This is a genomic window from Pilosibacter sp. YYHA0881, assembly GCF_051602715.1.
GTDB classification, from domain to species: Bacteria; Bacillota; Clostridia; order Lachnospirales; family Lachnospiraceae; genus Alitiscatomonas; species Alitiscatomonas aceti.
This window is the reverse complement of record NZ_CP175657.1, coordinates 3,019,531-3,033,702: the sequence shown is the minus strand read 5'-3', so window position 1 is coordinate 3,033,702 and position 14,172 is coordinate 3,019,531. Positions and strand designations below refer to the sequence as shown.

The following is a 14,172-nucleotide window of genomic DNA, read 5'->3' as shown; positions in this document are numbered from 1 at the left end:
ATGGATCAGATTTATTGCCTGCGGAGTATCCATTTTTTAGGGGATCTTCGGTCCCCATGGCACAAGAAAGAATCCTGCTCTTGCAGGATTCTCCGCCTGCGGCGGGTCGCATTTGCGACGAAATTCCATACCGCCGCAGTGCGATTCTGCACGAAGTGCTTTTTTATTTGATAGGAATTTCCTATCAAATAAAAAATCCGGTCAGAATCAGATTTCTGGCCGGATCCTATTTCCCCGTCTCATGACGCCCAGTATAACACATCAGACGTTTTTTGAAAAGAAAATTTTTGCATTTATTCTGTTTTTTTCATTTTATCCGCAAAATACTTCATAATGTCTTTTCTGGTGACGATCCCGATAAAAGATTTCTTATCGTCCAGGACCGGAACGAAGTTCTGCTTCATGGCCTTGTCTAAAAGGTCCTCCATATTGCTGTCAATGCTCACCGGCGTATTGTCAGAACGGCGGGGAACATTGGTGATCAGGATCCTTCTTGCTTCCTGCAGGTTCAGATCCAGCTGGTTTTTTATGTACCACAGAAGATCCCCCTCGGTGATGGTCCCCACATAGGTCCCCTGCCTGCTGATGATCGGCACCGCCGAATATTTATGGTACTCCATCTTCTCCAGAACCTGCCGGAGGCTTTCATCATCATGGATGTAAGCCACCTCACTCTTCGGTGTCAGAAAAAACAATATATTCATTTCATCTCTCTCCTTTAGTCTATATCCGCCCGTTCCCTGTGCCCTAATATCCCAGGTCCTCGTTGATGAAGACCAGCTCCACGGTCATTCCGTTACAGGGACGCTCCAGGATCACTGTGGCGCTGCAGATCCGGGCCGGACTATTACAGTCATAACAGCGCAGCTCTTCCGACGCGGCACAGGGCGTCTTGACCCCAAGGCGTCTGGCATTTTTCGTACAGGCCGTATTTTTAGCCCGGGCAATGGTGCTGTGAAGGTCCGGGGCGATCTTATTCCTTCCTATCACATAGAAGACCCGTTCCGGACCAAACAGGCTGGCCGCCGCCCGGTTTCCCGTACCGTCAATATTCACCAGCTCCCCGGTTTCCGAAACGCCGTTGGCGCTTAAAATATATACGGTGGAATCCATGGCCGCTCTTCTGGCCTCTGCCGCCGTCATCTCGTCCTTCCAGTGCCAGACCACCTGGTTGTTTTCCTTCAGAAGCTCGTACAGCCCCATTTCCTGACAGGTCATGGAGCCGCCAAAGCCCACCTTTTCCCCGCGGATCTTTTCCTTCAGATAAGCAGCCGCTTCCTCCCTGGTCTCAAAGTACGAGGTGAGAAACCGGTGGTCCTCAAAATTCTTTTTTAATTTCCCGTAATCCATTGCTTTTCCTCCATCTTTTTTCTTACCGCTCTGTAAAGTTATGTACAGTTTACCATATTTCTCTCACATTTTCACGAAAACTCTGTGAACTTTTTATTAAATTCATATTAACGTCAAAAAACAGACCGCCGGGTATTTTCCAGGCGGTCCATTTTTCCAGATCCTTATAATTTCTTCCCTGTCCCCTACTCCAGATAATCCAGAGCGTCCACAGGCTCGTCCCCGGAAAGCAGCTCAAAGTACAGGCTGGCCCCTTCCAGGGAATAATATTTGGTGGGCTCGGCCACATAGCCCAGCACATCGCCCCGGCTGACGTACTCGTTCTCCACCACCGGGATCTCCTTTAACTGGCCGCAGACGGCCTGGTAGCCGTTGCCCAGATCCAGCCGCACATAATTGCCGATCTCCTCATTGACGCCTACCTCCAGGATCCTGGCATCGGCCGGGGCAGAAACAGGCGTGCTCACCTCGCTCTGGATCACGTTGGCCGGATTGCATTTATACTGCTCCAGGGTCGGGAACCAGGTGGTGGTGTCCATGCTGTATCCCAGGATCACATTTCCCTGTACCGGCCACAAAAGCCTGTCGCTTTCCGTAAAATCCAGGACCAGAGAATCCCCGGCCGCTGCTCCGGCCTCGTCTGCCGGCGGATCCTCCAGGGCCGCGGCTTCTGTCTCTGCCGCTCCCATGGTGTTTTCAGTTACATGGGAACCGGCTCCGGCCCCGGCTGGCTCCGCCTCCTGGGCGTTGGAGCTTCCCGCCACGGTCCTGGGCGGCTCTGTCTCCCCGGCGATCATCCCCTCCGGCTCCTTGATCTCCAGATACGGACTCTCCTCCATGTTCTGGGCGCCCTTCCGGATCCTCACAGCGCCTGCTGCGGCAACAATAGTCAGCAGGCCCAGCACTAGCATCACAAGAACTAACTTATCCTTGAAAAGCTGGTTTACTCTCTCTTTCACGTTTTATCACCTCGGTACTATTCTTACCAAAGTGACACGTCTTATTCAGATTCCCTCTTTTAAAATTTCCACATTCTGGAAATAATGGTCCAGAAGTGCTTCAAAGCCGAGCCCCTCCTTTTCCAGCGCCGAGGCTCCGGCCTGGGAGAAGCCGTACCCATGACCGATCCCTTTGCAGGTGACCCGGACCTTTCCCTGGAGCTCATCGAAATAAAAGCACGGGGAGGACAGGCCCAGGGCGTACTGGACCTCTTCCCCGGAGTAGGTCTTCGGACCAATCTGGATCTGGACCACATATCCGGCCCCATCCCGCTCCGCCACCTGGATCTCCTCCAGGAGCCGGTCTGCATCCGGAGAGACCGCCCCCGGAATGGCGCTCACCCTCCGGGCCAGGTCCTCCGGCGTGAAGACCGCAATGGACAGATATCCGTCGGCCAGAAGATCCCCTGGGCTTTCCGCCTGTCTGAGACATGGATGCTCCTGTCCTCCAGGCCTTGTGGCCCCCGAGGCCGCCCGGCAGAAAAACACCTCCGCCGGTTCTCCCTCATAAGCCAGATAAAGCCCGCTGGTGGCGGACACCGCCTCCCTGATCCTGCTGTAATCCTCCTGGTAAGTCCCGCCCCACAGCTCCTCCATCTGCGCTCCGCTCAAGGCGTCCATGTCCAGGGCCTCCTCCGGGATCTCCTCCGCCCCGTTCATCTCCCGGTAGATATACGTCCGGGCTATAACTGCCTGGGCCTTCAGAGTCTCCGGCCCGAAATCTGCCGGGATCTGGGCCGCCAGCACATGGACCAGAAAATCCTCCGCCGGGACCCGCGAAACCTTTCCTTCCCGCTCCACAGCCACATACCGCCTTCCGGCCACTCCGTTCCCATCAGTTCCCAGAGAGCCGCCCTGGCTTCCTTCTCCCCCGGCTCCCGCCAGCTCCTCAAAGCCCGTAAAATCCCCGCCGCCGATCCGGCCTGTCCAGGCCATGGTCGTCACATAGGGGATCATCACCATGATCATCAAAACAGTCAGAAACCGCTTCATAAAAAAGCCCACCTCATATCCTTTTTTGTAAAGTCTATGAGACAGGCTTTCTTTTTAGAACCTGGGGAGCAGCTCCGTCCCCGGACGGGCCGCGTTCCCCTGGTTTGTATTACAGTTCTACCTTGATCTTATCCAGATGCCAGATATCCCTTACGTACTCCTCAATGGTACGGTCTGAGGAGAACTTGCCGCTGGAGGCGGTGTTTAAGATGGCCGTCCGGGCCCACCATTTCTCATCCCGGTACGCCTTGTCGATCCGGTCCTCTGCCTCCGCATAGGAACGGAAGTCCTTTAAGATAAAGTACGTATCCGCCCGGTCGCTGGACTGGGTATTTAACAGGGAATTGTAGATATCCCGGAACAGCTCCGGATTCTGCGGGCTGTAGCTGCCGTTGATGAGCTGCATCAGCACCCGGCGGATCTCCTGGTCGCTGTTGAAGATCTCCATGGGGTTGTAGCCGCCGTGGTTCTCCCAATTAATGATCTCGTCGGAGGAAGCGCCGAAGATGAACATGTTCTCAGCTCCCACCTCCTCGGCCATCTCCACATTGGCTCCGTCCATGGTGCCGATGGTAAGGGCTCCGTTTAACATGAACTTCATGTTTCCAGTACCGGAGGCCTCCTTGCTGGCGGTGGAGATCTGCTCGCTGACATCAGCTGCCGCAAAGATCATTTCTGCGTTGGATACACAGTAATCCTCAATGAATACCACCTTGATCTTGCCGTTGATGGAACGGTCGTTGTTGATCACATCGGCCACGGCGTTGATCAGCTTGATGGTCAGCTTCGCCCGGGTATAACCGGCCGCAGCCTTTGCCCCAAAAATAAAGGTCCTGGGCACGATATCCATATTTGGATTATCCTTTAACTGGTTATACAGATACATCACATGCAGGATGTTCATCAGCTGTCTCTTATATTCATGGAGACGCTTTACCTGCACATCGAAGATGGACCTGGGATCCACGTCAATGCCGTTATGCTCCTTGATATATTTTGCCAGGCGGATCTTGTTCTGATACTTGATGTTCATGAACTCTCTCTGGCACTTCTCATCGTCCGCATAAATGGCCAGCTTTTTAATATTGGACAGGTCTGTGATCCACTCGTTTCCAATCTTATCGGTGACCCAGCTGGCCAAAAGCGGGTTTCCATGGAGCAGGAACCGTCTCTGGGTGATGCCGTTGGTCTTATTGTTGAACTTTGTGGGCATCATCTGGTAGAAGTCCTTTAATTCCTCGTTCTTTAAGATCTCTGTATGGAGCCTTGCCACGCCGTTGACAGAAAAGCTTCCCACAATGGCAAGATGTGCCATACGCACCTGTCCGTCGTAGATGATTGCCATTTTGCGGATCTTTTCATTGTCGCCCGGGTATGCCTGCTTGATCTGCTCCACAAACCGGCGGTTGATCTCCTCCACGATCTGGTAGATACGCGGAAGCAGGCGGGAGAACAGCTCGATGGGCCATTTTTCCAGGGCCTCGGACATGATGGTATGGTTGGTGTAGGCGCAGGTCTTTGTGGTGATCTCCCAGGCCTCATCCCATTCCAGGTTCTGCTCGTCTAAAAGGATCCTCATGAGCTCTGCCACCGCCACCGTGGGGTGGGTGTCGTTCATCTGGAACACGGCTTTTTCATAAAACTTATGGATGTCGTCGTGGTTCTCCAGATATTTCTTAACGGCTCTCTGGACGCTGGCAGAAATGAAGAAATACTGCTGCCTTAAGCGCAGCTCCTTGCCTGCGTAATGGTTATCGTTGGGATACAGCACCTCCACGATGGTCTTTGCCAGGTTTTCCTGCTCCACTGCCTTCTGGTAATCGCCCTTATCGAATTCCTTCAGATTAAAGGTATTCACTGGCTGGGCGTCCCAGATCCGCAGGGAATTGACCACGTTGTTGCCGTAGCCCACGATGGGGATGTCGTAGGGGACTGCCAGAACCGACTGGTAGCCCTTCTGGACAAAATGATTCCTGTGGCCGTCCCACTCGGTATCCACATAGCCGCCGAATTTTACCTCTGTGGCGTATTCGGGGCGGCGGATCTCAAAGGGATAGCCGTCCTTTAACCATTCGTCCGGCACCTCGATCTGGTAGCCGTCCTCGATCTTCTGCTTAAACATACCGTAGCGGTAACGGATCCCGCAGCCATAGGCCGGATAGCCCAGGGTAGCCAGGGAGTCCAGGAAGCAGGCGGCCAGACGTCCCAGACCGCCGTTTCCCAGAGCCGGATCCCGCTCCTGGTTTTCAATGGTATTTAAGTCAAATCCCATTTCAGACAGGGCCTCCCGGATCTCCTCCTGCTCGCAGAGGCTGATGATGTTGTTGCCCAGGAAGCGCCCGGTCAGGAATTCCATGGACATATAGTATACGACCTTGGCATCCTGCTTCTCATACTCCTTGTGGGTCGCGATCCAGCGGTCGATGATCATATCCTTCACCGCCAGAGCCACCGCCTGGTACATCTGCGCGGCGGTGGCGTCCTCAATGGTCCTCCGGTATGAGATCTTCAGATTGTAAATCACAGCCTTTTTAAATTCCGTCTTATTAATGGTGTGGTCCACGTTCATACCCTCCTGTTTCTGATTATCTTGTTACCTTTGCAACTCCCAGCATGACAGTCTCGCCGTTGATATTCCACTCCTTGGCGTGGCCGGCCATCTGGCCCAGGGTGATGCTGTCTGCCAGTACCTCGCCCTTTAACTGATCCGCATATTTCTTGATGATGCCGGTGATGGTATCATTGTTGTCTGCGTACACATAGATATGGTCCATGACCTCGAAGCCGGCTTCTTTTCTCATGGTCTGGATCTTGCTGACCAGCTCCCGGTAGAAGCCTTCCTCCACAAGCTCCGGAGTCAGGTTGGTATCCAGGACCACAGTCACTGTGTTGTCTCCCTCAGATACATAGCCCTCCGTCTGTGCCATATCGATCAGAAGGTCCTCTCTGGTGAGTACCACCTCAGCCCCGTCAAAGTTAAAGGTCAGGGCTCCCTTTTCGTTTAAGGTGTCCATGGCGGCGTTGCCGTCCAGCTCCGTTAAGGCCTTTCTGATATTTCCCAGCTGCTTTCCGTATTTGGGGCCCACGGTCTTTAACTGGGGCTTGAAGGTATAGGAGGTAAAGGCGCGGACGTCGTCGGTAAATTCCACAGCCTTCACATTTAATTCGTCCTCGATGATCTCCTGGTAGTATTCCGGAAGAGCCTCTGCCTTCACGAACATCTTTGCGATGGGCTGGCGGTTCTTGATATTAGCCGTATTCCTGGCTGCACGGCCCATAACGACCACCTTTAATACCTCGTCCATCTTGGCCTCCAGCTCCTTATCGATGAAGCCTTCCTCCACCTGCGGGAAATCGCAGAGATGGATGCTCTCGGGAGCCGTTTCGTCGATGGAGCGTACCAGGTTCTGGTAGATCTCCTCGGTCATGAACGGAACCATGGGAGCCGCTGTCTTGGAAATGGTCACCAGCGCGGTGTAAAGGGTCATGTAGGCATTGATCTTATCCTGCTCCATTCCCTTTGCCCAGAAACGCTCACGGCTTCTTCTTACGTACCAGTTGCTCATGTCGTCCACGAAATCCTGGAGGGCTCTTGCAGCCTCGGGGATCCGGTAGTTGGCCAGATCGTCGTCTACCTCCTTCACTGTGGAGTTTAACTTGGACAGGAGCCACTTATCCATCACCGGCAGTTTCTCATAATCCAGGGCATACTTTGTTGCGTCAAAATTATCAATATTCGCATAAAGCACGAAAAATGCGTAAGTATTCCACAGGGTTCCCATGAACTTTCTCTGGCCTTCCATTACAGCCTTTCCATGGAACCGGTTGGGCAGCCACGGAGCGCTGTTGATATAGAAGTACCAGCGGATGGCGTCGGCGCCGTATTTTTCCAGGGCATCGAAGGGATCCACGGCGTTGCCCTTGCTCTTACTCATCTTCTGGCCGTTCTCATCCTGTACATGGCCCAGAACGATCACGTTCTCAAAGCAGGGCTTATTGAACAGCAGGGTAGACTCGGCGTGTAAGGAATAGAACCATCCTCTGGTCTGGTCCACGGCCTCAGAGATGAACTGGGCCGGGAACTGCTCATGGAACAGCTCCTGATTCTCAAAGGGATAATGGTGCTGGGCAAAGGGCATGGCTCCGGAGTCGAACCAGCAGTCGATGACCTCCGGCACCCGGTGCATCTCTTTTCCGCACTGGGGGCAGGTGATGACCACGTCGTCGATGAATGGACGGTGGAGCTCCACCTCTCCCTGGTCGCCGTTCATTTCCTTACTGTATTTCTTTACCACATCCATATAGTTGGGGCTCATTTTCTTAAGCTCTTCCCGGCTGCCGATGCAGTGCATATGGCCGCACTCACACTGCCATACGGGAAGCGGAGTTCCCCAGTAACGGTTTCTGGAGATGCCCCAGTCCTGGATATTCTCCAGCCAGTCGCCGAACCGGCCTTTTCCGATGGATTCCGGGATCCAGTGGATCATGTTGTTATTGCGGATCAGATCCTCCTTCACGGCGGTCATCTTGATGAACCAGGATTCACGGGCATAGTAGATCAGCGGAGTATCGCAGCGCCAGCAATGGGGATAGCTGTGCTCAAATACGGGAGCCTCGAATAAAAGATCCCGCTCTCTCAGATCCTTTAATACCTCCGGATCCGCCTTCTTCACAAAAAGACCTGCAAAGGGCGTTTCCTCTGTCATATCTCCCTTTGCATCCACGAACTGCACGAAGGGCAGGTCATATTTTCTTCCCACCTGGGCGTCGTCCTCACCGAAGGCCGGGGCGATGTGTACCACGCCGGTACCGTCGGTCAGTGTAACATAATCTGCACAGGTCACATAATGGCCCTTTTTATGCTGCTTTTCTGCCACATCGGCGGCGCACTGGTATAAGGGTTCGTATTCCTTGCCCTCCAGATCCGTTCCCACATAGGTCTCCAGGATCTCGTAGGCCGGAGTCCCATTCTCCTTGTCCGCCAGCTTTCCAAGAACCGTGTCCAGCAGAGCCTCTGCCATATAATAGGTAAAGCCGTCGGCAGCCTTGACCTTCACATACGTTTCCTTCGGATTTACGCAGAGAGCCACGTTGCTGGGAAGAGTCCAGGGAGTCGTGGTCCATGCCAGGATGTATGCGTCCTCTCCCTTGGCCTTAAACCGAACCACCGCCGAGCGCTCCTTTACGTCCTTATATCCCTGGGCCACCTCATGGCTGGAAAGGGGGGTACCGCAGCGCGGGCAGTAGGGAACGATCTTAAAGCCCTTATAAAGAAGGCCCTTGTTCCAGATCTCCTTTAATGCCCACCACTCGGATTCGATATAATCGTCATGGTACGTTACATAGGGGTTATCCATATCCGCCCAGAAGCCGACGGTGCTGGAGAAATCCTCCCACATGCCCTTATACTTCCAGACACTCTCTTTACAATGCTCAATGAACGGCTCCAGGCCATACTCCTCGATCTGCTCCTTGCCGTCTAAGCCTAACATCTTCTCCACTTCCAGCTCCACCGGAAGTCCGTGGGTATCCCAGCCGGCCTTACGAGGAACCATATACCCCTTCATGGTGCGGTATCTGGGGATCATATCCTTGATCACCCGGGTCAGGACGTGGCCGATATGGGGCTTTCCGTTGGCTGTCGGCGGTCCGTCGTAGAACACGTAGGGCTGTCCCTTACGGCGGCTGTCGATGCTCTTTTCAAAGATCTTCTGGTCCTTCCAGAATTTCTCCACCTGCTTTTCTCTGTCCACAAAGTTCAGATCTGTTGACACCTTCTGGTACATGACACATTTCCTCCAATCTTGTTGTATGCGCAGCTTTCTCTTCCCTGCGCGTTTCGGTTATGCAGTTTGTGTCTGCGGCTCCCGCGCGGGATGCGGTCTGATTGATAAAAAGATCCCGTGGAGCATTTTTATGTCACAGGATATCCGTTCCTATGATATAAAAAATCGTCCTGTTCTTGCGAACAGGACGAAATATACTCGTTGCACCACCTATTACTGCATACTGACATATGAGTTCCCCTTAACGGTGGAAAACCGGGCTGACTTACTGGCCCAGGGACTTCCCGGACGTTCAGACGCCAGCTTGGGAGTGATCTTCCATCTGCATCCGGCGCCAGGCTTCCATCATCCCCGGCTCGCTTTGGCCTTCCCGCAGATCTACTGTCTCCGTCATCGCCTTTTCTTATGCGTTACGCCCTTTTATTATACGGATCTCGCAAAAAAATGTCAAGACTTCGATGGGCAAATCAATCAGCTTTTTACTGGATCCACGCACCGTCAGCTCCGACCTGGAAGCCATCGGGAGTCACCGCCGACTCCAGCATGGCTCCTGCCGGGCCTCCGTCTGTCCCTGTGCGGAAGTAATACCAGCTGCCGCCGATCTCATGCCATCCCGTATACATGTGGCCCCGGAAACCATCGTAGCCGGTGTGCAGGTAATACCAGCTGTTATTCCAGAACAGCCATCCATCCTCCATCCAGCCGTCCTCGTCAAAGTAATACCAGTCTCCGCGTCCATTGTATGCCAGGTATTCCCACTCTCCATGGGGATATGTACCGTCGTCATAGCAGAACCACCAGCCGTTCAGACGCCAGGTTCCCTCCGCATCCCTGTATCCGCCTCCGGCAGCAATGGCTTCCTCTGTGTAACGCTCTGTATGGTCAAAGCCAATGGCGATCCCATGGGTATAAAAACCGTAAATACTTCCTCCGATCTTCAGATATTCATTGGACGGCAGCCTTCCATTATTTTCTGTAAATTCACGGCCCTCCAGGATCCAGCGTCCCGTCTTTCCGGTATCGCTGACTGCCCTTTGCCGGCTGCGGCCCGTATCCTCCTCATCGTCGTCATCCCCGCTCACAGACTCTGCGTAAAAGGTCAGCACAAAGGTCATGCCTCCCGGCTCCACCGTTCTTCCGATGGGATCTCTGTCCCACCGCCGGCTTCTGTATCCTCTGTCGGCTCTGACTGCGGGTACAGAATCGATGATGCTGCCCACCTCATACGTTTTCAGTATCTCGGTGCCCCCGTTCTCAGTAAACGTGCCATTCACCACACGGAAGACCACCTGGGCAGTTTCCTTTTCCGGATGCTCGGGAGTCTCAGATCCGGAAGGGTCAGTGGGATCGGCCGGATCTGTGGGGTCGGTGGGATCCGTCGGCTCAGCAGGGTCCGAGGGGGCCGCCGGCTCCTGGTCCTTTGTGTAATAAACGCATATGACCAGATCCTCTGTGATCGTTCCCGTCACACTGCCGTCGATCCTGCTCAAGGTATATCCAGAGATCTCCATCCCCGCATCCTGGGTCACATCGTACTCTGTACCAGAAGCAAAGCTTCGTACCGAATCTCCGGCGATCGGTCTTCCAGTGGATTCATCCAGGTACCGGATGGTCACGGTATTCTGCGGAACCCCCCATACTACGGCAAACAATCCAAACTCCGACGCAGGAAACTGGATCCCCTGATCGGTATTCTCCAGATCCGGGATCGTTTCCATCCCAGTGGTGGCAATGGATGTCCTTAGTCCCGGGTGTCCATTCATTCCGTATTCCCGGTTCAGCTCCGGAAACCGGAGCAGAGTAAATTCTGTATTTTTGTCTGTTCCCTCCGGGTATGGCAGATAGACCAGCTTTTCCGTATTGGAGGTCACCCACGCATTGGCGCTGTTCTGATCCACCAGATCCAGATAGCGGAATTCAAAATGATATTCCATTCCTGATACAGTCCCCAGATGCTCTTCGATCCGTTCCTCCAGCTGCTCCTCCCCGTCGGGGGCGCCTGTCACATAGGGGCGGTCCTCAAGAAGCACGATCCCGGACGTATCTGAAAGCTCCCGGTCCTGGTCGCCGTTGAGATAATAGGCCGCATCACGGGTGCCATTCTTCTTCTGCTCCACAGCCACCGCCTGATCCGGCAGCTCCGCCGGTTCTCCGGAAAGGAGCGGACTGGACAGCTCTTCTGCCGGACTGCTGGTGTAGCGGATCACAAGAACGCCATCCTTCAGCTTCACCTCATTTTTATTGATCCGTACCTTTCCATCCAGATCCGGATCCGCATACTGGAACACGGCCCTGTAAGCGCCCGGAGTTTCCGCTCCATCCATCGGGCTCCCATCGGCTTTCACATAATGAACGGTAAACAGAGCCTTTAGATCGCTCCATGCCTTTTCCTTTTCGTTTCCATACGTCTTATAGACGGTTTCTTTTCCATCCACGCTGATGGATGTGATCTTATTCAGTCCTCCGATGGAGAAATCCTCTGGTTCCGGCATGGCGTTTCCAGAATAGATCCCACATTGGTCCGGATACAATGTGTACTGGTCATTATTGACAAACATCAGCGCATAGGACCGGTTCCCCTCTGCGCCCTCCATGGTGACGTCGAGGGTCTTCTGGTTCTCCACCGGGATCAGCTTCATATCCTCTGCCGTAAGATCTGCAGCGGGAAGCCCGTCGGCGTTCAAGGGAATATAGACTGCATACAGCCCGGAGGTATCTGCGCTGTACGGTCTGGATATCAGGAAATGATAATCTTCCGAAGATGGCCGGATCCAGAGACTCGTTGTCCCCGCCAGTTTCCAGGAGGGCTGGCATACTGCCAGCAGCTCCTTTATCTTATCGACTGCGTCTTGCTTTGCCTTTCCCAGCCATACCTCCTGATAATCCTCATCCAGGGTCATCGTTCCGGCTGAAAGATAAATTTCCCGGTTTCCCGCCAGTGTTCCTGGTTTAATATGGATGAACTCGTTTTTGTCGTTGGAGCTTCCTCCTGTTACTGAGATCTGCGCTCTGCTCCCATTTCCAAAAACCGTTCCGCCGTTGAGCTCCACAACAGATTCTCCTGCATTGGCATACGAGATCCCATAACTGCCGTTTCCGGAGATCTCTCCACCGTTCATAATAAAGGCTGCTCCCTTTTTTTCGGTTTTTCCTTTCACCTCAATCCCGGCTCCCGTATTGCCCGAGATTTTTCCTCCCTCCATAGTCAGCAGGGCGCCATTGTTCACCTTAATGCCCAGGCCCTTGTTATTGCTGATCTCTGCTCCCTCCAGCATCCGGGCAGATACTCTTCCTCCGCCCTGGTTGGCCAGATAGACGATCCCCTTGAGGGCCGTATTTCCAGTGATCTTTCCTTCAAATACGTATCTGGAACCATTGTGTGTATACAAGAGTCCTCCCTCTCCCGTTGCCGTACAGCCTGTCACCTGGCCGGTGGGGCCCACTGTGATCTCCGCATACCAGCTGCGCATCAGAGAGTCCTTTGTGGTACAATCGGAGATAAGGCCGTTGAGCAGCATTTTATGGACATAATCGTTTTCATAGTCATTGGCGCTGGCCACCATAATGTCCCGGCAGCCGGAGATCTCTGATCCCGATACGGCCTCAAAATCTCCGCTGGCTGTATCAATGACCGTATGCTCTGCACTCTCTCCTGCGATCCCCTTAATGCTGCCGCTCTGGGAAAGGACCGCTGTTCCTTCATTCCGTACATGGACAGCCGCGCCTGCTCCTCCCTGCCACATGTCCTTATCTGACCGTATATCAGAGATCGATCCGCCGATCTCCGCGCTGCCGCCGTCCAGGTAAACGGCGCGGCCGCGCATATGGCTGATCTCCGCTCCGGCCTCCATCCGGAAGCTGCCGCCCTGGATCCATACAGCTCCCGCGGCTCCGTAATCCCCCTTCTCCTTCGTCCTGTCAGCAACACCGTCCGTATCATCACAGATCTGGCTCCCATCCTCCATCACCAGGTCACCGCCGGAAAGCCGGACCGCTGACATTCCTCCAAAATTCCGAAGGGTGGCCCCGGAAGCCAGTATGATCTCTGCCGTTCCGTTATAGGTCGCCACAATGGCGTCCTGTACCAGACTTTCATTTCCTCCCTTTCCATCCGTGGAGGCCTGTTTAAAGTTCACACCCTCGGTCTTTCCGCCATCGTCCAGAACGATATCCGTCAGTGTCAGGGACGCGGTCTGCGCCTCGCCCGGCCTTGTTCCTCCCACCTCGATCATAGCTGGATGATAACCGCCTCTGGCCAGGTCCTGCGCCTTTTCAAAGCCATCTCCCCGGAAAACCGTATGGCCCTGTCCGTCAATGGTCAGATCCTTATCCCAGAACCTGGCGCTTTTCGTCTCAGTAAGATCTGACATCAGACAGATAGTATCCCCATCCTCTGCCTGGTCCACTGCATAAGCCAGAGAAATATATGGATCCTCCTCAGTCCCTGCTCCCGAATCCCACCGGGCATTGCTGGAGGAAGCGGAAACATAGACCTCTCCGCCGCTGCTCCGTTTTTTCCCCATCGTTTCCGGCCGTCTGGATAAAAGCCCCGGGACTGTTGTTCCAGGAATTTTCTCCGCATCGGAAACGGTGGCTGCTTTCATGCCGTTTTCTGGCTGCTTTGTCTCCGCTGCTGCCCGGATCTGACCGGCCGGGAACACCGTCCCGCCTATGATGGCCAGAGAGAGCAGAAGCGCTCCTGCCTGTTTCATCGTTTGCCTGTTTCTCACACACTCTACCTTCTTTCTGAATAATTTCCAGTTCTCTCCAGAAGCTGGGCTCCCAATGGAAGGAACCTCTGCAAATAAAGCAGTTTATTGGAAGAAAAACACATCCATTCCAGGCAGATTGCAGTCAAGAAACAGCAAATCTGCAGTTTCTGCCCTTTAAATGGTTGAAAACGTCAGAATTAAATGGTAAAATTAAGCTGAATGGAAAGAATTTTCTGCGTCCTTGCTTCCTATAAACTGCTTTATTGGAAGCAAGGTTTTTGTTATTTGTTTAACAAAGAATTTGCGTTTTCCTTCCTTTATTGCTATAATGTC

The 14,172-nt window shown here is 53.6% G+C and carries 7 protein-coding genes; all 7 read right to left on the bottom strand.

What is annotated here, in order from left to right; translation table 11 throughout:
* Positions 1-293: 293 nt before the first annotated feature.
* Entirely contained in the window at positions 294-704 is a 411-nt protein-coding gene (locus ACI6NM_RS14285; RefSeq protein ID WP_022272461.1) for a CBS domain-containing protein, read from the bottom strand.
* 43 nt (positions 705-747) lie between these two features.
* The gene (locus ACI6NM_RS14280) at positions 748-1,350 is read right to left on the bottom strand and encodes a lactate utilization protein (protein WP_262427012.1); all 603 of its coding nucleotides are present in this window, start codon (positions 1,348-1,350) and stop codon (positions 748-750) included.
* A gap of 185 nt (positions 1,351-1,535) precedes the next feature.
* Entirely contained in the window at positions 1,536-2,309 is a 774-nt protein-coding gene (locus ACI6NM_RS14275; RefSeq protein ID WP_262427011.1) for a M23 family metallopeptidase, read from the bottom strand.
* A gap of 45 nt (positions 2,310-2,354) precedes the next feature.
* The gene (locus ACI6NM_RS14270; RefSeq protein ID WP_262427010.1) at positions 2,355-3,341 is read right to left on the bottom strand and encodes a SpoIID/LytB domain-containing protein; all 987 of its coding nucleotides are present in this window, start codon (positions 3,339-3,341) and stop codon (positions 2,355-2,357) included.
* A gap of 109 nt (positions 3,342-3,450) precedes the next feature.
* On the bottom strand, positions 3,451-5,904 hold the full coding sequence (locus ACI6NM_RS14265) for a glycogen/starch/alpha-glucan phosphorylase (RefSeq protein ID WP_262427025.1): 2,454 nt from the start codon (positions 5,902-5,904) through the stop codon (positions 3,451-3,453).
* A gap of 22 nt (positions 5,905-5,926) precedes the next feature.
* A complete protein-coding gene (ileS, locus tag ACI6NM_RS14260) occupies positions 5,927-9,127 on the bottom strand; it encodes an isoleucine--tRNA ligase (RefSeq protein WP_262427009.1) in 3,201 nt (1,066 codons plus the stop codon).
* A 479-nt stretch (positions 9,128-9,606) separates the two neighbouring features.
* Positions 9,607-13,857 (bottom strand): right-handed parallel beta-helix repeat-containing protein, encoded by a 4,251-nt coding sequence (locus tag ACI6NM_RS14255; protein WP_262427008.1) that lies wholly within the window; start codon positions 13,855-13,857, stop codon positions 9,607-9,609.
* Between the last annotated feature and the right edge of the window lie 315 nt (positions 13,858-14,172).